Origin of the sequence: Pectobacterium sp. 1950-15, from assembly GCF_037136835.1 — a bacterium.
GTDB lineage: Bacteria > Pseudomonadota > Gammaproteobacteria > Enterobacterales > Enterobacteriaceae > Pectobacterium.
This window is the reverse complement of sequence record NZ_JBBBQR010000008.1, coordinates 36413-54799: the sequence shown is the minus strand read 5'-3', so window position 1 is coordinate 54799 and position 18387 is coordinate 36413. Positions and strand designations below refer to the sequence as shown.

The window sequence follows — 18387 nt, the reverse complement described above, 5'->3', positions numbered from 1 at the left end:
GGGCTTAGCGAGAGGAAAGCTGTTCCAGACTCTGCTTCGCCATCTGATACAGATAGTGCGCGGTCGGGAACAGGGCGCGATCGTCAACGCGGAATTTCGGGTGGTGCAGCGCATACGGTCCGCCGGAGCCGACCATCATGAACGTACCCGGCAGTTTCTGCTGATAGAATGCGAAATCTTCACCAATCGGGCTGGCTTCCACGCGGCGTGCTTCAAACCCTTCGTCACTTGCCACATTCAGCGCAAACTCAACCCACTCTGGCGTGTTGATCACCGATGGTGGCCCTGCGTGCCACAGGAACTCAATTTCTGCGCCAAAGGTGCTGGCGATACCTGAAACGATCTGACGGAAACGCTGTTCAATCAAATCACGCGCGTCCTGGTTGAACGTTCTGACCGTACCTTCAACGTAGGCGGTATCCGGGATAACGTTCCAGGTGCTGCCGCTATGAACCTGAGTAATCGACACTACCGCGTTGTTGTCAGACGACACCGTGCGGCTGATGATGGTCTGTACAGCAGAAATCAACTGGCCCAGAATGATAATCGGATCGTTGCCTTCATGCGGTTTCGCCGCATGGCAGCCTTTCGCCGCAATCTTGATCTCAAAACGGTCAACGCCCGCCGTCAACGCGCCGTCTTTCCCGCCGATGACGCCAACAGGCAGCGTTGGATCGTTGTGGATACCGAAAATCGCTACCGCATTGTCCAACGCACCAACCGCAATAACTTCTGGCGCGCCCAGCCCGGTTTCTTCAGCCGCCTGGAATAAAATACGCACCGTACCTTTCAGCTCCGGCTCGATTTTTTTCAGCAGAATCGCCGCGCCCAGCGCAGCGGAAGAGTGAAAATCATGACCACAGGCGTGCATCACCCCTTTATTGAGCGACGTAAATTCTACGCCAGACTCTTCTTCAATCGGCAGGGCGTCAATGTCCGAACGCACCACGACCAACGGGCCATCCTGAAGGCCCCCCACTTCGGCAACCAGACCGGTTTTCAGCGGCAGATCGAGGACGCGAATCCCCTCTTTTTCCAATACCGCACGAATCTTCTTCGTGGTCTCGAACTCCTGATTCGACAGCTCAGGGTTACGGTGTAAATCGTGGCGAAACGCCTGAATAAACTGAGCCAGAGGCTCGTGCTGAGGTGCTGTTCTCATTAATACTTGCTCCACATTATCGTGCCCTGTCTGGCAGGGCGGCCTTGTTCAGGCGTGCAGGTGTGTCTACGTGTGCGTTAAATATCGTACTCAAGCGGCTCAGGCAACTTGGTCAACTGACGCAGGAAACGCTGGGTTTGCGGGTTGTCCGAGAAGCTAATCACCTGCTCCGCCGGGCCTTCTTCAACAATGTGACCGTCCGCCATGAAGATCACGCGGTCAGCCACTTCTTTCGCAAACTGCATTTCGTGGGTCACGATCACCATCGTGGTGTCGTTTTTCGCCAGCTTCTGAATCACCTGAAGCACTTCGTGTACCCTTTCCGGGTCCAACGCCGAAGTCGGCTCATCGAACAAAATTGCCTTCGGATCGACCGCCAGCGCACGTGCAATACTCACGCGCTGCTGCTGCCCGCCGGATAGCGTCACCGGATACTGTGCCGCCTGCGGCAGCAGACCAACCTGCTCCAGCAGCGCCAGACCGATTTCATCCGCCTGCTTCTTCGGCATTTTTTTCACGACAATCAGCGCTTCCGTCACGTTCTCCAGCGCCGTCTTGTTCTTAAACAGGTTGTAACTCTGGAACACCATCGCCGTCTGGCGGCGCAGCGCATAGGCTTCTTTAGAGGAATAACGACGCGTATCCAGCGTTTGGTCGCCAATTTCAATCGTGCCCGACTCCGGCGTTTCCAACAGGTTTAGACAGCGCAGCAGCGTGGATTTACCCGAACCAGATGGGCCGATAATCGCCACGACTTCGCCCTTCGCGATATTCAGACTAATGTTGTCCAACACCACCTGATCGCCAAAGCGTTTAGAAAGATTCTTTACACTGATCATGTCAGCCCCTTATCGCTGTAGCGAGTGATTCAGTTTCTTCTCCAGCTGTTTTTGCAGCCAGGAATAAACAATGATCACCAACCAGTAAATCAGACCCACAACCAGGAAGGTCTCAAAGAAACGCAGAGATTCGGCGGCAATCATCTTGCCTTCCGCGAACAGTTCGGAGACACCCAGCGCAAAGGCCACAGAGGTATCTTTAATCAGGGAAATAAAGGTATTTCCCGTCGCAGGCAGCGCATTCAACATGGCCTGAGGCAACACGATGCGGCGATAGACCTGCGCTTTGCTCATACCAATGGACAGGCCCGCTTCCGTCTGGCCGAAATCCACCGAGGACAGGCCCGCACGGAAGATTTCTGCCATATAGGCGGACGTTTTCAGGCTAAAGCCGATAATCGCCGCCGTCATGGCATCCAGATTGGATAAGCCGGGGAACAGCTGCGGCAGGCCAAAGTAGATGATAAACAGTTGAACCAACGACGGAATGCCGCGGAACAACGAGATATACAGTTCGACGATTTTTACTACCACGACGATCTTGCTTTCACGGACTAACGCCAGGATAAGGCCGAGAACCATAGCAAAAAACATCGAAACCACGGCAAGGAATAGCGTGGTCGGCAAATACATTAATACCTGGGGAAAGACCTTTAACAGGTAGGCAAGATCGATATTCATGAGTAATACCATTAATGCTTCCACCGGCCATATTGCGCCGGTGGAACAGGGTTATGACTAGGCTATATAACGAATCATCTGGCGGCATAACGAATCATCACGCGATATGACGACACCGCCGAGATGACAACGCGAGGTTATTTAGCCGGTGATACCGTGATATCTTCGCCAAAATATTTTTCGGAGATCGCTTTCAGGCGTCCATCTTCACGCATTTTTGTTAATTCGGCGTCGAACTGCTTACGCAGCGCGTCGCCTTTTTCGTCCTTATGGAACGGGAAGCTCACTTCTTCAATCACCAGCGGCTCACCAACCAGCTTGAACGGCAGATTACGCTTATTGATTTCCGCCAGCAGGATCGGACGTGAATTCACATAGCCTTCAACACGCTTAGACAGCGCGTCGTTCATCGCACCATCGCGCGTTTCATAGGTACGAATATTTACGCTGCCGTCGGCAAACGCTTTTTTCAGGTTGTTGACGTGGTTGGAACCCAGAACCCCGGCAACGGTCTTCCCTTTCAGGTCGGCCAGCGTATTAATGTCCGCGTTGTCTTTGTGCGTCACAATCTGGCTGCCGTAGAAGCTGTACGGCTGGGCAAAATTGTATTTTTCCTGACGCGCAGGAGTAATTGCGACCACGTTTGCCACAGTATCCAGTTTTTTCGCTTCCAGTTGCCCCATCAGGCCGCTGAAATCGGCGGTGACCCACTCGACTTTGTAGTTCAGATCTTTCGCAATGGCTTCCGTCACTTCAACGTCAAACCCAACCAGCTTGTTATCTTGCTTGAAGCCACTTGGATAACTTTGGCCAGTTGAACCCACTTTCAGTACTTTTTCCTGCTCGGCGCTGCTTTTCCCAGAATCACAGCCGGCTACAAGAAAGGCGGTCGTCAGCGCCAGAACAGACAACGTTACTTTTTTCATCATTTTACTGCCTCTCTTTTTGAGTTTTTATCTTTCCACTGGTCATACAATTGGTTATCAAGGATTTTTTCCATCCAGATTGTCAGGTGTCCTTTTCCCAGATTCGTCTGCCCGACTTCCTTGAAACCATAATTTCTGTACATCTCAATCAGCCACGGGTGGTTTTGCGCAGTGCCAAGCGACACCGCAGGCGCTTTGAGCTGGTTAATCAGAATTTCTTCTTCCAGCCAGCCCATCATTTGCTTACCCAGCCCCTGCTTTTTATAGCCAGGGTGTGTTGCAAACCAGCCCAAATGGGGCAAACCGAACGGGCCTGGCTCCGGCCCCCACGGATAGCGGATGGTGAATGACGACACCATCTCCCCCTCTTTTTCCATTACATAAACGCCGTGTGAGGCAATATGCGTGCGCACCATGTCGATGTCCGCATGGGCGGCGGAAAAATTGATGCCCAACTGGCGAATCGGCTCAAACGCCGCCAGCGCCAGCGCCAGAAAAGTCTCATCATCCGCAAGCGTAGCCTGACGAAATACGATACTCATGATGTCACCTTATGCTGGCAGCAGGCCGGAGTTATCCGCATAACGAATCACGTCATCAACCTTCTGCGGCGCACTGCCAACGTAGTTAGCCGGATTCAGCCATTCGTCCAGATCGGCGGCGGTCACCTGCTCAGAAAGCACCGGATGAGCCAGCAGCACCGATTTAAAGGACTGATTTTGCTCGAATGCCTGCATTGAGCATTCGTAAACCAGATGGTGAGCAGTTTGCTTACCAAGGCGTTTACCAATCTCGAACATGACTTTCTCGGACAAAAGCAGGCCATTTTGCAGATCGAGGTTCGCCAGCATTTGCTTCTCGTTGACGGACATCCCACGCAGGATGCCAAGCGCGTTCTGAAGCTGAGCAGACAGATAGATATTGATTTCCGGCAACGCAATCCACTCCGCACGCCAGCTCATCGCATCACGCTCGTGCTCAACTTTCATGGATTCATGAATCAGCGCGGCGCTCTTGAACAGCGGTGCAGTCAGGCTCGCCAGCCCTTCCAATGCGGCAGGGTTACGTTTATGCGGCATGGTGGTTGAACCGATTTTCCCTTCGGAGAACGGCTCTTCAATTTCGTTAATCTCGGTGCGCATCAGGTTGTACAGTTCGTTGCCGATTTTACCCAGCGTACCGCTGATCAGCACCGCGACTGAGGCGTATTCGGAGAAGCGATCGCGGGCAGACTGCCAACCGATATTCGGCGTATTCAGCCCCAGTTTATCCAACGTCAGACGCTCGATTTCCGGCCCTTGTTCGCCAAAAGAAGCATAGGTGCAGATGGCACCGTTGATGTTGCCGACGAGAACACGTTCCTTGATTTCACTCAGACGCTCGAGGTGACGGATAAATTCATCCAACCAGACGGCCAGTTTGAAGCCAAACGTGGTGGGCAGCGCCTGCATACCGTGGGTACGGCCCGCCATCAGCGTGTGTTGATATTTCTTCGCCAGACGCTTCAGCTCAACGGCCAGCAGTTGTGTATCTCTTACAACAATATCAAAAGATTGTTTCAGCTGTAACACTGTCGCGGTATCAACGATGTCCTGTGTGGTAACACCGTAGTGAATAAACTCACCCGCAGCGCCGCACTGTTTCTGAATCGCGGCAATCGTCGGCATCAGAGAGTGCTTCATGCGTGCCGCATCTTTTGCAATCTCTTCAACGTTAAGCGCGCTTGCATCAGCGTTTTCTGCAATGGTTTTTGCCGCATCCAGCGGAATGACACCCAGTTCACCCTCGGCAAGCGCCAGGGCAACTTCGACTTCGACCTGTTTAGTCAGGCGATTATGCTCGGACCAGACGCCGCGCATTTCAGGCGTGCCAAAATTATTCCCTATAAGAAGAAAATCAATAAGATGTGATGCCATAATTAACTCGTTAGTGTTGGATTTATCAGGCGGGATTTATGTCGTCTTTTTAATTTTTAAAAATATAACATGCGGAAATTATGCGCTTTATACCTTTGGGATCTATCTTAGATCAAAAAGTTTGATTGCAAACTATGCATGTAGAAATGTTCGCTAACACTCTCTGCCGAGCGAAAAAGCCCATTTGTCACCTTCCGCTTCCTACAATGAAATTCCTTATCCGAATGACCGCTGACGAAGGATTATCATGCTTTCCCACACGACATCGCGTATGCCCCGTACCTTATTGATTACCATGATCATTGTTTCAGCATTCTCTACTCAGGCCCAGGCTCAGGATCGCTACCAGTTGGAAAAGGTGGTTGAAGTCAGCCGTCATGGCGTACGCCCTCCAACAGAATCCAACACGACGACGCTGGAGTCCGGCACGGCACGAGAGTGGCCGCAGTGGGTCACGCGCGACGGTGAATTAACCGGACACGGCTATGCTGCCACCGTGCTAAAAGGGCGCGATGAGGGCGAGTATTATCGCCAACAGCACCTGTTCGCTTCAGGTTGTCCCACAGAACAGCAGATTTATGTGCTCGCCAGCCCGTTACAACGCACCCGTGCAACCGCACAGGCCTACGTGGATGGCATGTTTCCCGGCTGTGGCGTTGCGACACATGCCGTTGAGGATGAAAAACAGGACCCACTGTTCCACGGGGATAAAATGGGGATTGGCACGCTTGACCCCGAACGGGCCAAGGCCGAGGTACTGAAAGCGATGGGAGGCGATCTCAATATCGCCTACCAGCAGCTTCAGCCCAGCGTCGAACAGTTGAAGCAGATCGTATGCAAAGCGGATAATCCGTGCCCGGTGTTTGATAAACCGTGGGCGATAAAACAGGATAAAGACGGTTCGATTTCTATCAGCGGTCTGAATACGCTGGCAAATATGAGCGAGGTTTTCCTGCTGGAGTACAGCGAGAATCTGCCACAGGCGCAGGTCGCGTTTGGTCACGTCCGCAACGTGCAGGATCTCACTCCACTAATGGCCCCGATGACGGCTAAATACGATTTCACCAATGACGTTCCCTATATCGCACAGCGCGGAGGTTCGCTATTCATGCAGCAAATCGCACAGGCTCTGGCACAAGGGACGCAGGAAGAGCAAGACACCGCACAAGGGGAGCCGCCAGCAGCCCCTTACTTGCTGTATGTCGCCCATGACACCAACATCGCCTACCTACGCACGATGTTGCAGTTTCATTGGCAATTACCCGACGATACCGCCGATAACATTCCACCCGCGGGTAGTCTGGTATTCGAACGCTGGCGTGACACCACCACTCAGCAGCGCTTTTTGCGTATCTATTTCCAAGCACAATCGCTGGATCAGATCCGTTCTCTGACGCCACTGAGCGGCCAGCAAACGCTACTGAGAGAAGAATTGACCTCTCAGGGCTGCCAGCAGACGGAAAAAGGCATGCTATGCCCTTTCGATACCGCTTTGAAATCAATGCGAAAAAGTATCGATAGCAGCGCATTGGCACCTGTGCATTACGCGCTGTAACGCACGATATCGCAGGGAACAACAACGTCTTGTCGGGTTAACGAATCCGACAAGATTTTCGCAAGAAGACAAATCGCAGACGAAAAAAAAAGCACATCTTTCGATGTGCTTTTTTTTGTAATTGGTCGGCGAGAGAGGATTCGAACCTCCGACCCACTGGTCCCAAACCAGTTGCGCTACCAAGCTGCGCTACTCGCCGAATGTACTGCTTTTTTGAACATCACTGATGTTCTCGTTTGTGTGGTGCGAAGAGAGGGACTTGAACCCTCACGTCCGTAAGAACACTAACACCTGAAGCTAGCGCGTCTACCAATTCCGCCACCTTCGCATAACTCACAAACTGTCAATCAACTACTATAGCTGCAAAATCTGGGGTGGCTAATGGGACTCGAACCCACGACAACTGGAATCACAATCCAGGGCTCTACCAACTGAGCTATAGCCACCATCACCACACTTTACATCAACTACTTATTACGCGGTACTTCCTTTTTACGGGATACTTTCTTTGCGAAGAAAAGTGTACCACCGCAGCTCTTGCACACAACATACTTCATAAAAATATAATGGTGCGCCCGACAGGATTCGAACCTGAGACCTCTGCCTCCGGAGGGCAGCGCTCTATCCAGCTGAGCTACGGGCGCTTAGCGCCGTTGCGGGGCGGGATATTACGGGCTTAGCGACTGACTGTCTAGTGCTTTTTTATCGAAATGATGCGTTTGATTATGATTTGTCCATTCCAAGCTAAATAACATACAGTTACGCCCTTCCCGCCCCAAAACACTACGATTTACCCTCTGCCAGCGACGTTTTTTTACCCAGTCCCAGAGCGAAATAACATAGGCTGACCACGGCTAAAAACGCGACACCGACCAGTAAAGACATCCGCGTATCGATATTGATGTACATTCCCACCAGCACACACAGCAAAAATGCCATCGTCAGGTAGTTTACCCACGGGAACAATATCGATTTAAACGGATGGGCGGCCAGCGCGGCACGATGCTGTTCACGAAAACGCAGTTGGCTAATCAACACCACAAACCACGGCACCATGCCCGGCAGTACGCTCGCGCTATAGACATAAACAAACACTTTTTCCGGGTTAGGGATAATGTAATTCAGCACCGACCCGGCCATCAGGCACAGAATCGAAATCATGACGCCCGCAGCCGGTACGCCGCTGGCCGTTACTTTACCTAACCAGGCAGGAAGCTGGCGATTGTTGGCCAACGAATACAGCATACGTCCACAGCTATACATGCCGCTGTTACAGCCGGACAGCGCAGCCGTCAGTACCACAAAGTTGATGATGCCTGCCGCCGCCGTAATACCAATTTTCGCAAACGTCAGCACAAACGGGCTGCCAGACGTGCCGATTTCATTCCAGGGGAAAATCGTGACGATAACAAAGATCGCGCCCACATAGAAAATCAGGATGCGCCACAGAATGTTGTTGATTGCTCGCTTCAGCGTTACCTGCGGGTTTTTCGCCTCGCCCGCCGTAATGCCTACCAACTCCACGCCCTGATAAGACGCCACCACCAGACAGAGTGCGAACAGCAGACCTTTCCAGCCGCCCGCCAGAAAACCGCCGTGTTCGGTCAGATTGCTGAATCCGGTTGCCTGACCGTGGTTACCAAAGCCGAAGAAAATAATGCCGACGCCGACGACAATCATCACAACGATGGTGGTGATTTTTATCATTGCGAACCAGAATTCGATTTCGCCATACAGCCTGACTGCCGCAAGGTTTGCACCCGCCACCAGCGCAACTGCGGCAATAGCCGGTATCCATTGCGGCAAATCGGGGAACCAGTACTGCACATAGACGCCAATGGCGGTAATTTCCGAAATCCCAACCGCCATCCACATAAACCAATAACCCCATGCGGTGAGATAACCGAAAAAGGGATTCATGTATTTATGCGCGTAGACGGCAAACGATCCCGCGACCGGCTCCAGATACAGCATTTCGCCCATTGAGCGCATGATGAAGAAAACGAAGATCCCTGCGACAATATAAGCCAGCAATACTGATGGCCCAGCCCATTTCAACGCGCTGGCCGCGCCCATAAATAGCCCGACGCCGATCGTGCCACCCAGCGCAATCAACTCAATATGTCGGGCTTCTAACCCCCGATGGAGTTTTTCCTGCTTTACATCTTCTGCCATATATCCTCTGTCTTTATGTTGTGCTTATCCCGACTGCTGCCGGTTATTGTTCTTATTCAGAAATGCGATCGAGTAGAAAGAATGTGCCCTTGCCTCAAATCAGCGGCCATGAAAATACCGTAATGTGAGTGTGAATAACACATCAGGGATGACGAATACGCCAAAGATAGAATTCTGTATTTCCGATTGGCTGGCAAACAGACAATTAAAATCGAATAGGAATAAAAAAACAGAGCGATATATTGCAGAGAAAGGTTGGCGCGTTCAACGCGCCAATTCAGGAGGCTACAGGCGACCGCTGTAGTAATAAGCAACATACTTCAACAGCTTAAACTGCCGAAAAATACGACTCGGCTGGGACAGCAAGCGATACAGCCACTCCAACCCTAAGTTTTGCCACACCAGCGGAGCGCGCTTCACATGCCCGGTAAAGACGTCATACGTTCCCCCCACACCCATATACAAGGCGTCAGGATAGTGGTGACGACAATCGCGCATCAGAATTTCCTGTCGCGGCGACCCCATCGCGACGGTAACAATCTGCGCACCGCTGGCACGAATACGCTCAAACAACGCATCGCGCTGCTCTGGCGCAAAATAGCCATCCTGACTACCGACAATATTGACGTTCCACTGTGCGCGCAGCTTCACTTCCGTTTGTGCCAGCACATCAGGTTTACCGCCCACCAGAAAAACCGGCGTTCCCTCTCTACCTGCCCGTTCCATTAGCGCTTCCCACAGGTCGGCGCCCGCAATCCGCGTGACGTCAGCCTGCGGGTATTTGCGCCGAATGGAGCGCACAATGCTAATGCCGTCCGCATACTTATACTCTGCACGATCGAGCAGCGTACGCAGAGCCACATCTTTCTCTGCCGTAAGCACTTTCTCAGCGTTAATCGCAACAAGTGTGCCCGTTTCAACCCGTTCTCCTGCAAACAGGTAATCAACGAACTGCGCCATATTGCGGAAACCGTGAATGGGCAAATCCCGAATGGTATACAGAGGAATTGTCTCTGTGGTTTTTAACGCTGTCATCACTGCTCCTTTATCACAGGATCCGGTACGGTATTGGATGTCGGCACCAGCGGCGTCGCACGCATACGCATCAGACGCTGCCGGATGAGCCCAGCGCTTTCCAGTAACCAGTAGAGCAGCTTGGCAACCAGCAGGCACAGGCCAAATACCAGACAGAAAAAAACCACGCGTGAAACAAAAGAATCGACGCCTTCACGCGTCAGCACAATAATATTGAACACCGCCCCAAAGCAGAACGCCTGCAAAATAGCAGCCTTATAGCGATTGCTGTCGTTCTTCCCTAACTCGTACACCCAGTCGAACCACTTGATCACTAACCCGACTGCAATTGCGCCGAGCGGGATAAACAGCACGCCGCCCATCACTACCAGTGACCCTAGCAGCGTGGGAGATATCGCCAGCCCGGAGTGGTTATTCAACACTTCCCAAGTGAAATAGTTCGCACTGTTCAACACCAGATTCGGACGGTCCGGCCATAGCCAGGAGGGAATGAAAACATAGAAATCACGGGCAATCGGTGCCAACCCCTGAAATTCAATCTTGTCGTAGTTCTGCCACAGCAGCGCCAGATTTTCCCAGGGCGAAAAGGTATCACGGGTTAAATAGAGGAAGGTATAAAAGGCGTAATCACCACTGACGTCCAGCCCATAGCGCTTCAGCGCCAGCCAGAACATCCCGACAACCCCGAATGCGCCTGCTGCAACCAGCATCCACAGCGTAATCCAGCCGCGCACAATGCCAATGAACAGAAACAGCGCGAAGGCGATGATCAGATTCGCACGCGTTCCGCCGACAATCACGTAGGTCAGCATCCCAAATGCAACGGTACCGATGAGGAACATCAGCCACGCACGCTGCGTCTGACGCAGGAAATACACCACCAGCATCGCCGGAATGAAGAAGTAGAAGAAGCGTTTCAACGCCACGCCGGACACATCACTGGAGAAGATCTGGCTGTAAGAGCGCAGCTTAAACAGCAAGAAGCCATTGTTGAGAAAGAAAATACCGACGGTGGCGACCGCGATCAACGCCAGCAACAGCCAGGTCAGATTGGCTTCAACCCGATTCACCGTCAGAAGTGGCGCACGCGGCACAGCGGTTTTCTGGCGCAGTCGCGTCTTATAGCTGACGTAATAGATTGCATAGAACGCCGTCGCAGACAGCATCGCCTGAAGCAGGAACTGCACCGGAACGACGTCAACGCCGAACCGGAACACCAGCACACAGGTAAACGGAAAACCAAAATAGAACGTCAATAAATAGAGCAGGGAAAACAGCACGTTAAAATTAAAACGCACCCGCCGAAACTCCATCCAGGTCAGGCTCAGGATAAAGATGACCGACATCAGGTAGACGACAAACAGCCCACCAAATTGCCCCAGCGTCATGTTGGTTCTCCCGTCGCCAACGCCAGCGCCTCTCGCCAGCCCTGCAGATAATTGGGATTAAAGAACGCGATTTGGTGCTTATCGACCGATGCCAGTTGGCGCTGCGCCTCACGCACCAGCGCTTCATCCAGCTCGTCACCGTAAAACAGCACGGGCAGTTCCTGTTCCGTCAGATCCTGCCAGAACGGATTTTGCCGACTGATCACGAACGGCACGCCAAACTGAATCAACAGACATAGCGTCCCGATACCTTGCTGGCGGTCGAAAAGAAAATAGCCCAAATCGCAGGTGCGCAGCATGTTGAGATAATCATCAAACGCCAGTTGGTCTTTCAGCAGCTGGAAATTTTTTACGCCGAACAGCGCCAAACCGTCTTTTTCCACCTGCGCGATGTAGGATGCGTTATTCGCGGGGTAGCCCATTGGCACAATCACCCGCACATTTTTCCCGAACTGTTTGTGAATCGCCCGCAGCGCTTCCTGATGACGATTCGTGCGATCGCCAGAATTGCCGACCAGAATCGTCATCGGGCCTGCCAGCGGTTTATCCACCTGTATGCCCGTTAGCGTTGGATGCATACGCGTTGGGAAGTACAGCAATGACGTCGGCACGCGAGGCGAACGCTGCTGATACCACGCCAGATCGCCACGCGTAGCAAACACGTGTCCAACACGCTTTTGCGCCATGCGCCGAAGCCAATAAAACAGGCGATATTTCAGGCCGCTTGCTTCTTCATACAAATCCGCTCCCCACACGTGCCAGTAAACCTGCTCGGATTTGATTTTTCCGCTCAGCAGCACCAGCCACAGCGTGGGGTTAAACTGCCCATGCAGGAAAAAGTGCATCTTACGGTTCGCTTTCGCTCTGGCAATGACGGCCTCGGCCAGCGTTTTCTTATCCACGCAGGTTTCGATACGCAACGCGGGGAAATCAGCCGATGAAATGCCATCGCGGGACGCCACGATGAAGTGCCGAATCTGCTGTTCGGGGAGTTCCGTCGCCAGTACGTCGTTAAAAAAACGTAAAACGGTCTGGTTATGATGCGGGATGTCAGATCCCAATACATGAATCAGTGTCGTCATGCTCGCCTACGGTAAATAATGAATACGCAACAACAAAGCAAAAAATAGACCAGGTAGGTTGCCATATAGGCCTGTGCCGCACCTTGTGCGCCATACAGCGGAATTAGCCAATGGGAAAAACCGGTCAACAGGAGGAACTGGCTAACTTCCGTGAGTAGATAAAAGCGCAGCGCCGCTTTCGCAATGACCAGATAGCCAAAGACGTAAGCGCCCACTTTCATTACATCGCCTACCAATTGCCAAACGAAGAGATCTCTCATTGCCGTAAACTGGCTGGAGAACAGCAGCCAGATGGCAAAATCTCGCAGCAGCCACACGCAAAAGCTGACGCCCGCCACGACGGGTAGTACAAATTTCAGTGAACGAACAATTTCCTGCGATAACGCGGCTTTATCCGTCAGGCGCGACAGGGTCGGCAACAGATAAACGGTAAAGGAGGCGGTAATGAATTGCAGGTAAGCATCGGAAATACTGCTGACGCCCTGCCAAATGCCCACCTCATCCCAGCTGTAATGTGCTGCCAGCAAGTTACGCATCATGATATACGCGACGGGCAGCGTCACCGCAGTCATCAACGCCATCAGCGTGAACTTGCCCAACTGCCCGGCAATCGCCCGATCCCACGCCGGTTTTAGCGACGCCAGCGACAGCGGCGTACGTCGCAGCAACATGATGCCCGCTGGAATCACCAACAACGCGGGCACCAGCGCCAGCCCTGCCAAAGCGCCAACGTAGCCGCCCAGTTGCAGACAGAGCCAAAAGGCCGCCAGCCCGATCAGGCTGCCGCCGATCACCGCCAGCGCGTTGCCTATCGCATCCCGATAGCCCTTGAGAATCGCCAGAAACAGGTTGGCGTAGGCGATACCCATTTGGATAAACGCCAGCGCACGCACCACATCGCGATAGTCGTCATGCCCAAATAGCAGATTGGCAATAGGCGTGGCAGCGGTCAGAAAGAGTATCGCCAACAGCGTGGAGAACCCCAGCACCAGCGTGACTGACGTACCGAGCAGCGGCCTCAGCCGTTCCGGCTGTTGCTGATACTCCGCCACGTATTTAGTGACGCCGTTGAAGATCCCTGCGCCGGCTAACACGCCCAGCACCGTAATCAACTGGCGGAAATTCCCTGCCATTCCCACACCGCTGGGGCCAAACGTGACCGCCAGCAGTTTGACGACAACCAGCCCCGCGCCGATTTTTATCAGCGTGGAACCAGCCGTCCATATCGATGCTTTCGCCAACGACATATCAGGAGAAGAAGCTCAGAATGGTATTGATGACCGTCCGCTGATTGACGTCTGACAGGTTATAGAACAGCGGTAAACGCACCAGCCGCTCGCTTTCCTGCGTGGTATAGCGATCTTCACCGGAGAAATGACCAAAGTTCAGGCCAGCCGGGCAACTGTGCAGCGGGATATAATGAAAGACCGTCATGATTTCGGCTTCTTTCATGTAATTGATAAACGCACTGCGGTCGTCCTGATCGCGCAGTTTGATATAAAACATGTGCGCGTTGTGAATGCCATTGGCAGGCACGGTCGGCAGCGTAATACGCCCGGCGTCGGCCAATGATTTGAATGCCGCATAGTAGTTCTGCCACAGTTTCAGACGACGCTCGTTGATCGGCCGTGCCGCTTCCAACTGTGCCCAGAGATAGGCAGCCTGAATATCCGCCATCAGGTAGCTTGAACCGATATCACGCCACGTGTATTTATCCACCTGTCCGCGGAAAAACTGGCTACGGTTAGTGCCTTTTTCACGGATGATTTCCGCGCGCGCCACCAGTCTGGCGTCATTAATCAGCGTGGCACCACCCTCACCGCCTGAGGTGTAGTTCTTGGTCTCATGAAAGCTGAAGCAGCCGATGTGGCCAATGGAACCCAAAACGCGGCCTTTGTAGCTGGACATCACGCCCTGCGCGGCATCTTCCACGACATATAAATCGTATTTCTTCGCCAGCGCCATAATCGCGTCCATCTCGCAGGCCACGCCCGCGTAGTGAACTGGCACGATAATGCGCGTCTTTTCCGTAATGGCCGCTTCGATTTTCGTCTCGTCAATGTTCATGGTATCCGGGCGGATATCGACAAACACGATTTTCGCACCACGCAGCACAAAGGCGTTAGCGGTGGAAACGAAGGTATAGCTCGGCATGATCACTTCATCACCAGGCTTAACATCCAGCAGGATAGCGGCCATCTCCAGCGAAGCCGTGCAGGACGGCGTGAGCAGGACTTTTTTACTGCCGGAATAATGTTCCAACCACTGCTGACAACGGCGGGTAAACCCACCATCGCCGCACAACTTACCGCTGCTCATGGCAGCCTGCATATAATCCAGTTCCGTACCGACAACCGGTGGCGCATTAAATGGAATCATGTGATCACCTGTATAACCAATACGCCGTGCTCTCAATCGTGGCACCACGGCGAAGATAAAGACGAAGCGCCGCCACGTTACCAACCTGCGTCGCGACGCGAAGACGAATCAATCCTTGTTGTCGGCACCACGTTTCCGCTAGCGCCATCAGTTGTGAACCGACGCCCCGTACCGTAACGCCAGGCCAAACGCCCAGTAGTCCGATACGAGCATCCGATTCATTCACTCTGCGTAGCGTGACCCATCCCTGTGGATTGCCAGCGGCATCTTCCGCCAGTAAACAGCAGTGGTCGAACGTACCGCGCACGGCATTTTCAATCCACTGCGCATAGAAACGCCCGCTATCCTCCGGCTGGTACCACGGAGAACGAAAACGGCTGAGCGCAAAAACACGAGATGCCGCGTCCCTCAGTGCCGGGATATCGTCGGGCACGGCTTCACGCCAGCGCGGTAGCGGCGTAACCACGGTAGGCCGTTCCAGCGACAAACTGAGATCGACTTCGCCTTCCACCAATCGAAAACCAAGATCGGCAAGCGCATCCGCCAACACCAGATTGTCCGCCGCAATTTTGGCCTGCGTCAGCGTAAATGCGCTCAGCGCATCAGGCGCCAACGCGGGCGCAGACGGCGAAAAATTCAGCTTACCGCTGTCAATCTGGAAGAATTCACTCTCCCAGCCCAGCGGTTCAACCGTGGCGCGAATCTCTCCCTGTCCTACTGATACCGGATGGGTCATTATTTCGCTCCTTCTTTTCCTTTTCCGCCATCAGACGCAGATTTAATCGTTCAGCCCTAAACGTTCGCCGGCATAAGAACCATCCTGCACGCTGCGCCACCATTTTTCGTTATTCAGATACCAACTGACGGTTTTTCTCATGCCCGTTTCAAACGTTTCTTCAGGACGCCAGCCCAGTTCACGTTCAATTTTCCCGGCATCGATCGCGTAGCGCATGTCGTGACCAGGGCGGTCTTTCACATAAGTGATGAGATCGCGGTAATGTTCCACACCAGCGGGTTTATTCGGCGCCAATTCTTCCAGCAGCGCACAAATGGTCTGCACGACTTCGATGTTTTTGCGCTCGTTATGGCCGCCGATGTTGTACGTTTCGCCGATTTCGCCTTCTGTCACCACTTTGTACAATGCGCGAGCGTGGTCTTCGACAAACAGCCAGTCGCGGATTTGCGCACCGTCACCGTAAACCGGCAGCGGTTTACCCGCGACCGCATTCAGGATCACCAGTGGAATCAGCTTCTCAGGGAAGTGGTAAGGGCCGTAGTTATTCGAGCAGTTGGTGATAATCGTCGGGAACCCGTAGGTACGCAGCCAGGCGCGAACGAGGTGGTCGCTGGATGCCTTCGATGCGGAATAAGGGCTGCTCGGCGCATAAGACGTCGTCTCGGTGAACAGATCGTCTGTCCCGTGTAGATCGCCAAACACTTCATCAGTAGAGATATGGTGAAAACGGAACGCACGCTTGTCCGCATCAGCCAGGCTCTGCCAGTAGTGGCGTGCCGCTTCCAGCATGGTGTAGGTGCCGACAATATTGGTTTCGATAAACGCCGCCGGGCCGTCGATAGAGCGATCGACGTGGCTCTCTGCCGCTAAATGCATCACCAGCGCGGGCTGGTGGGTCTTGAAAACGCGGTCCAGCTCAGCACGATCGCAGATATCCACCTGCTCGAACGCGAAACGTTCGCTATCGGCAACGGGAGCCAAAGAAGACAGGTTACCTGCATAAGTCAGTTTATCGACAATAACGACGCTGTCCTGCGTCTCTGTCAGAATGTACCTGACCAACGCTGAACCAATAAACCCTGCACCACCTGTAATTAAAATACGTTTCAACGCCATACTCCTTTGGTATCAATCACCCACTGTTGTTTCACATCTTCTGGATTAATCGCTTTAAACTGACGGTGGTCGACCAACATGACCAGCACATCGGCTTCTTTTAATGCACTGCTAATATCGACCAGTTTCACCTGCCCGGCCAACACGGACGGCAGGTGTTTAACATTCGGTTCGACGGCTAACGTCACGCCGGTATTCCATTGTGCAATCATGGACGTAATCCCTACCGCAGGGCTTTCGCGCAGATCGTCAATGTCGGGCTTAAACGCCAGCCCAAAGCAGGCCACCGTGACCTCGCTGGCGCGTTTATCCGTTTGTGCCAGATAATCCGCCACGGCCGCTTTAACGCGATCTACGACCCAGAGTGGCTTGCCATCGTTCACCAGTCTGGCGGTATGAATCAACCGAGCCTGCTGCGGATTCTGCGCCACAATAAACCAGGGATCGACCGCAATACAGTGTCCGCCGACGCCAGGGCCGGGTTGCAGGATATTGACGCGGGGATGGCGGTTTGCCAATCGGATAAGTTCCCATACGTTAATGTTTTGTTCGGCACAAATCAGCGAGAGCTCATTGGCGAAAGCAATGTTGACATCGCGGAAGCTGTTTTCCGTCAGCTTGCACATTTCGGCAGTGCGGGAGTTAGTAACCACACACTCACCCTCGAGGAAAATTTTATATAACCCACAGGCGCGCGCAGAGCACACCGGGGTCATTCCGCCAATGACGCGATCGTTTTTAATCAGCTCAACCACAACCTGGCCGGGCAGCACGCGTTCAGGACAATAGGCAATATTGATGTCCGCCGTTTCCCCCACCTGCTGCGGAAACGTCAAGTCTGCACGCGCATCGGCTAGCCATTCAGCCATTTGCTCGGTTGCACCTACGGGGGATGTCGATTCCAGAATCACCAGATCGCCTTTCTTCAGAACAGGCGCAATGGACGCTGCCGCAGCCTGAACGTAAGCCAGATCGGGTTCGTGATCGCCTTTGAATGGGGTAGGAACGGCGATCAGGAAAGCGTCGGCTGGCACAGGCTTTGTCAGCGCCTGAAGGTAACCATTTTCCACTGCCACTTTGACCAACGCATCCAGATCGGGCTCGACGATATGGATTTCGCCGCGATTAATGGTTTCTACCGCCAGTTTGTTCACATCGATACCGATGACTTTTTTCTGGCGCGACGCAAACGCCGCGGCGGTGGGTAAACCGATGTAGCCCAAACCTATTACGGAAATGGTAGTAAAGCTCATAGTGTCACCTGATAATTTTTATGTCGGGCCGTCGCAAGGCGACGTTCAATTTTCGAGCGCTGATGGATGCATTGAGCGGAGATAATGGATAGATCGTAAAGACGCTGTGAATACATCCCTGTACGCTCGGATTGCGCCATCCAT

Annotated in this window: 16 protein-coding genes and 4 tRNA genes; 1 reads left to right on the top strand and 19 read right to left on the bottom strand. The window is 53.1% G+C overall.

Annotation, left to right across the window (positions count from 1 at the left end; translation table 11 throughout):
- Positions 1–4 precede the first annotated feature (4 nt).
- From WCT94_RS10900 to purB, 6 genes are all read right to left on the bottom strand, one after another.
- The gene (locus WCT94_RS10900; protein ID WP_336869576.1) at positions 5–1162 is read right to left on the bottom strand and encodes a M20 peptidase aminoacylase family protein; all 1158 of its coding nucleotides are present in this window, start codon (positions 1160–1162) and stop codon (positions 5–7) included.
- A 77-nt stretch (positions 1163–1239) separates the two neighbouring features.
- Complete coding sequence (locus WCT94_RS10895; protein WP_180779369.1) at positions 1240–2001, bottom strand: amino acid ABC transporter ATP-binding protein; 762 nt, start codon at positions 1999–2001, stop codon at positions 1240–1242.
- 9 nt (positions 2002–2010) lie between these two features.
- Positions 2011–2682, bottom strand: a complete 672-nt coding sequence (locus tag WCT94_RS10890; protein ID WP_043882002.1) for an amino acid ABC transporter permease — start codon at positions 2680–2682, stop codon at positions 2011–2013.
- 137 nt (positions 2683–2819) lie between these two features.
- On the bottom strand, positions 2820–3611 hold the full coding sequence (locus WCT94_RS10885) for an amino acid ABC transporter substrate-binding protein (protein WP_015842090.1): 792 nt from the start codon (positions 3609–3611) through the stop codon (positions 2820–2822).
- Positions 3608–4150: a GNAT family N-acetyltransferase gene (locus WCT94_RS10880; protein ID WP_336869575.1), complete on the bottom strand. Its 543-nt coding sequence runs from the start codon at positions 4148–4150 to the stop codon at positions 3608–3610. Before WCT94_RS10880 ends, WCT94_RS10885 begins: the two co-directional genes overlap by 4 nt.
- 9 nt (positions 4151–4159) lie before the next feature.
- Positions 4160–5524: an adenylosuccinate lyase gene (gene purB / locus WCT94_RS10875; protein WP_336869574.1), complete on the bottom strand. Its 1365-nt coding sequence runs from the start codon at positions 5522–5524 to the stop codon at positions 4160–4162.
- A gap of 247 nt (positions 5525–5771) precedes the next feature.
- Here purB and WCT94_RS10870 point away from each other — a divergent pair, with 247 nt between their 5' ends.
- The gene (locus WCT94_RS10870) at positions 5772–7079 is read left to right on the top strand and encodes a histidine-type phosphatase (protein ID WP_336869573.1); all 1308 of its coding nucleotides are present in this window, start codon (positions 5772–5774) and stop codon (positions 7077–7079) included.
- A 122-nt stretch (positions 7080–7201) separates the two neighbouring features.
- On the opposite strand, the gene WCT94_RS10865 is transcribed toward WCT94_RS10870, so the two are convergent.
- The 13 genes from WCT94_RS10865 to wecC form a co-directional block, all read right to left on the bottom strand.
- Positions 7202–7278, bottom strand: a tRNA-Pro gene (locus WCT94_RS10865).
- 42 nt (positions 7279–7320) lie between these two features.
- Positions 7321–7407: transfer RNA gene (locus WCT94_RS10860), tRNA-Leu, on the bottom strand.
- A gap of 42 nt (positions 7408–7449) precedes the next feature.
- Positions 7450–7525: transfer RNA gene (locus tag WCT94_RS10855), tRNA-His, on the bottom strand.
- Positions 7526–7646: 121 nt separating this feature from the next.
- A tRNA-Arg gene (locus WCT94_RS10850) sits at positions 7647–7723 on the bottom strand.
- 139 nt (positions 7724–7862) lie between these two features.
- Entirely contained in the window at positions 7863–9254 is a 1392-nt protein-coding gene (gene thrP / locus WCT94_RS10845) for a bifunctional threonine/serine APC transporter ThrP (protein ID WP_336869572.1), read from the bottom strand.
- Positions 9255–9539: 285 nt separating this feature from the next.
- Positions 9540–10289, bottom strand: coding sequence for a lipopolysaccharide N-acetylmannosaminouronosyltransferase (gene wecG / locus WCT94_RS10840; protein WP_336869571.1), 750 nt, complete (start codon positions 10287–10289; stop codon positions 9540–9542).
- On the bottom strand, positions 10289–11677 hold the full coding sequence (gene wzyE / locus WCT94_RS10835; RefSeq protein WP_336869570.1) for an ECA oligosaccharide polymerase: 1389 nt from the start codon (positions 11675–11677) through the stop codon (positions 10289–10291). The genes wecG and wzyE overlap by 1 nt, the downstream gene beginning before the upstream one ends.
- Complete coding sequence (locus tag WCT94_RS10830; RefSeq protein WP_336869569.1) at positions 11674–12759, bottom strand: TDP-N-acetylfucosamine:lipid II N-acetylfucosaminyltransferase; 1086 nt, start codon at positions 12757–12759, stop codon at positions 11674–11676. The genes wzyE and WCT94_RS10830 overlap by 4 nt, the downstream gene beginning before the upstream one ends.
- A complete protein-coding gene (wzxE, locus tag WCT94_RS10825; RefSeq protein ID WP_336869568.1) occupies positions 12756–14006 on the bottom strand; it encodes a lipid III flippase WzxE in 1251 nt (416 codons plus the stop codon). The genes WCT94_RS10830 and wzxE overlap by 4 nt, the downstream gene beginning before the upstream one ends.
- Before the next feature lies 1 nt (position 14007).
- A complete protein-coding gene (gene rffA / locus WCT94_RS10820; RefSeq protein WP_336869567.1) occupies positions 14008–15138 on the bottom strand; it encodes a dTDP-4-amino-4,6-dideoxygalactose transaminase in 1131 nt (376 codons plus the stop codon).
- Between the two features lie 4 nt (positions 15139–15142).
- A complete protein-coding gene (gene wecD / locus WCT94_RS10815) occupies positions 15143–15874 on the bottom strand; it encodes a dTDP-4-amino-4,6-dideoxy-D-galactose acyltransferase (RefSeq protein ID WP_336869566.1) in 732 nt (243 codons plus the stop codon).
- Positions 15875–15916: 42 nt separating this feature from the next.
- Positions 15917–16990, bottom strand: coding sequence for a dTDP-glucose 4,6-dehydratase (rffG, locus tag WCT94_RS10810; RefSeq protein WP_336869565.1), 1074 nt, complete (start codon positions 16988–16990; stop codon positions 15917–15919).
- Positions 16981–18243, bottom strand: coding sequence for a UDP-N-acetyl-D-mannosamine dehydrogenase (gene wecC, locus WCT94_RS10805; RefSeq protein ID WP_336869564.1), 1263 nt, complete (start codon positions 18241–18243; stop codon positions 16981–16983). The genes rffG and wecC overlap by 10 nt, the downstream gene beginning before the upstream one ends.
- Positions 18244–18387: the final 144 nt, after the last annotated feature.

Bases quoted from the DNA above. Each gene is read 5' to 3' on its own strand.
- thrP (WP_336869572.1), bottom strand. From the start codon at position 9,254: ATGGCAGAAGATGTAAAGCAGGAAAAACTCCATCGGGGGTTAGAAGCC.
- WCT94_RS10870 (WP_336869573.1), top strand. From the start codon at position 5,772: ATGCTTTCCCACACGACATCGCGTATGCCCCGTACCTTATTGATTACC.
- wecC (WP_336869564.1), bottom strand. From the start codon at position 18,243: ATGAGCTTTACTACCATTTCCGTAATAGGTTTGGGCTACATCGGTTTA.
- wzxE (WP_336869568.1), bottom strand. From the start codon at position 14,006: ATGTCGTTGGCGAAAGCATCGATATGGACGGCTGGTTCCACGCTGATA.
- purB (WP_336869574.1), bottom strand. From the start codon at position 5,524: ATGGCATCACATCTTATTGATTTTCTTCTTATAGGGAATAATTTTGGC.
- wzyE (WP_336869570.1), bottom strand. From the start codon at position 11,677: ATGACGCTGGGGCAATTTGGTGGGCTGTTTGTCGTCTACCTGATGTCG.
- WCT94_RS10895 (WP_180779369.1), bottom strand. From the start codon at position 2,001: ATGATCAGTGTAAAGAATCTTTCTAAACGCTTTGGCGATCAGGTGGTG.
- WCT94_RS10890 (WP_043882002.1), bottom strand. From the start codon at position 2,682: ATGAATATCGATCTTGCCTACCTGTTAAAGGTCTTTCCCCAGGTATTA.
- rffG (WP_336869565.1), bottom strand. From the start codon at position 16,990: ATGGCGTTGAAACGTATTTTAATTACAGGTGGTGCAGGGTTTATTGGT.
- wecG (WP_336869571.1), bottom strand. From the start codon at position 10,289: ATGACAGCGTTAAAAACCACAGAGACAATTCCTCTGTATACCATTCGG.
- WCT94_RS10880 (WP_336869575.1), bottom strand. From the start codon at position 4,150: ATGAGTATCGTATTTCGTCAGGCTACGCTTGCGGATGATGAGACTTTT.
- WCT94_RS10885 (WP_015842090.1), bottom strand. From the start codon at position 3,611: ATGATGAAAAAAGTAACGTTGTCTGTTCTGGCGCTGACGACCGCCTTT.
- WCT94_RS10830 (WP_336869569.1), bottom strand. From the start codon at position 12,759: ATGACGACACTGATTCATGTATTGGGATCTGACATCCCGCATCATAAC.
- wecD (WP_336869566.1), bottom strand. From the start codon at position 15,874: ATGACCCATCCGGTATCAGTAGGACAGGGAGAGATTCGCGCCACGGTT.
- rffA (WP_336869567.1), bottom strand. From the start codon at position 15,138: ATGATTCCATTTAATGCGCCACCGGTTGTCGGTACGGAACTGGATTAT.
- WCT94_RS10900 (WP_336869576.1), bottom strand. From the start codon at position 1,162: ATGAGAACAGCACCTCAGCACGAGCCTCTGGCTCAGTTTATTCAGGCG.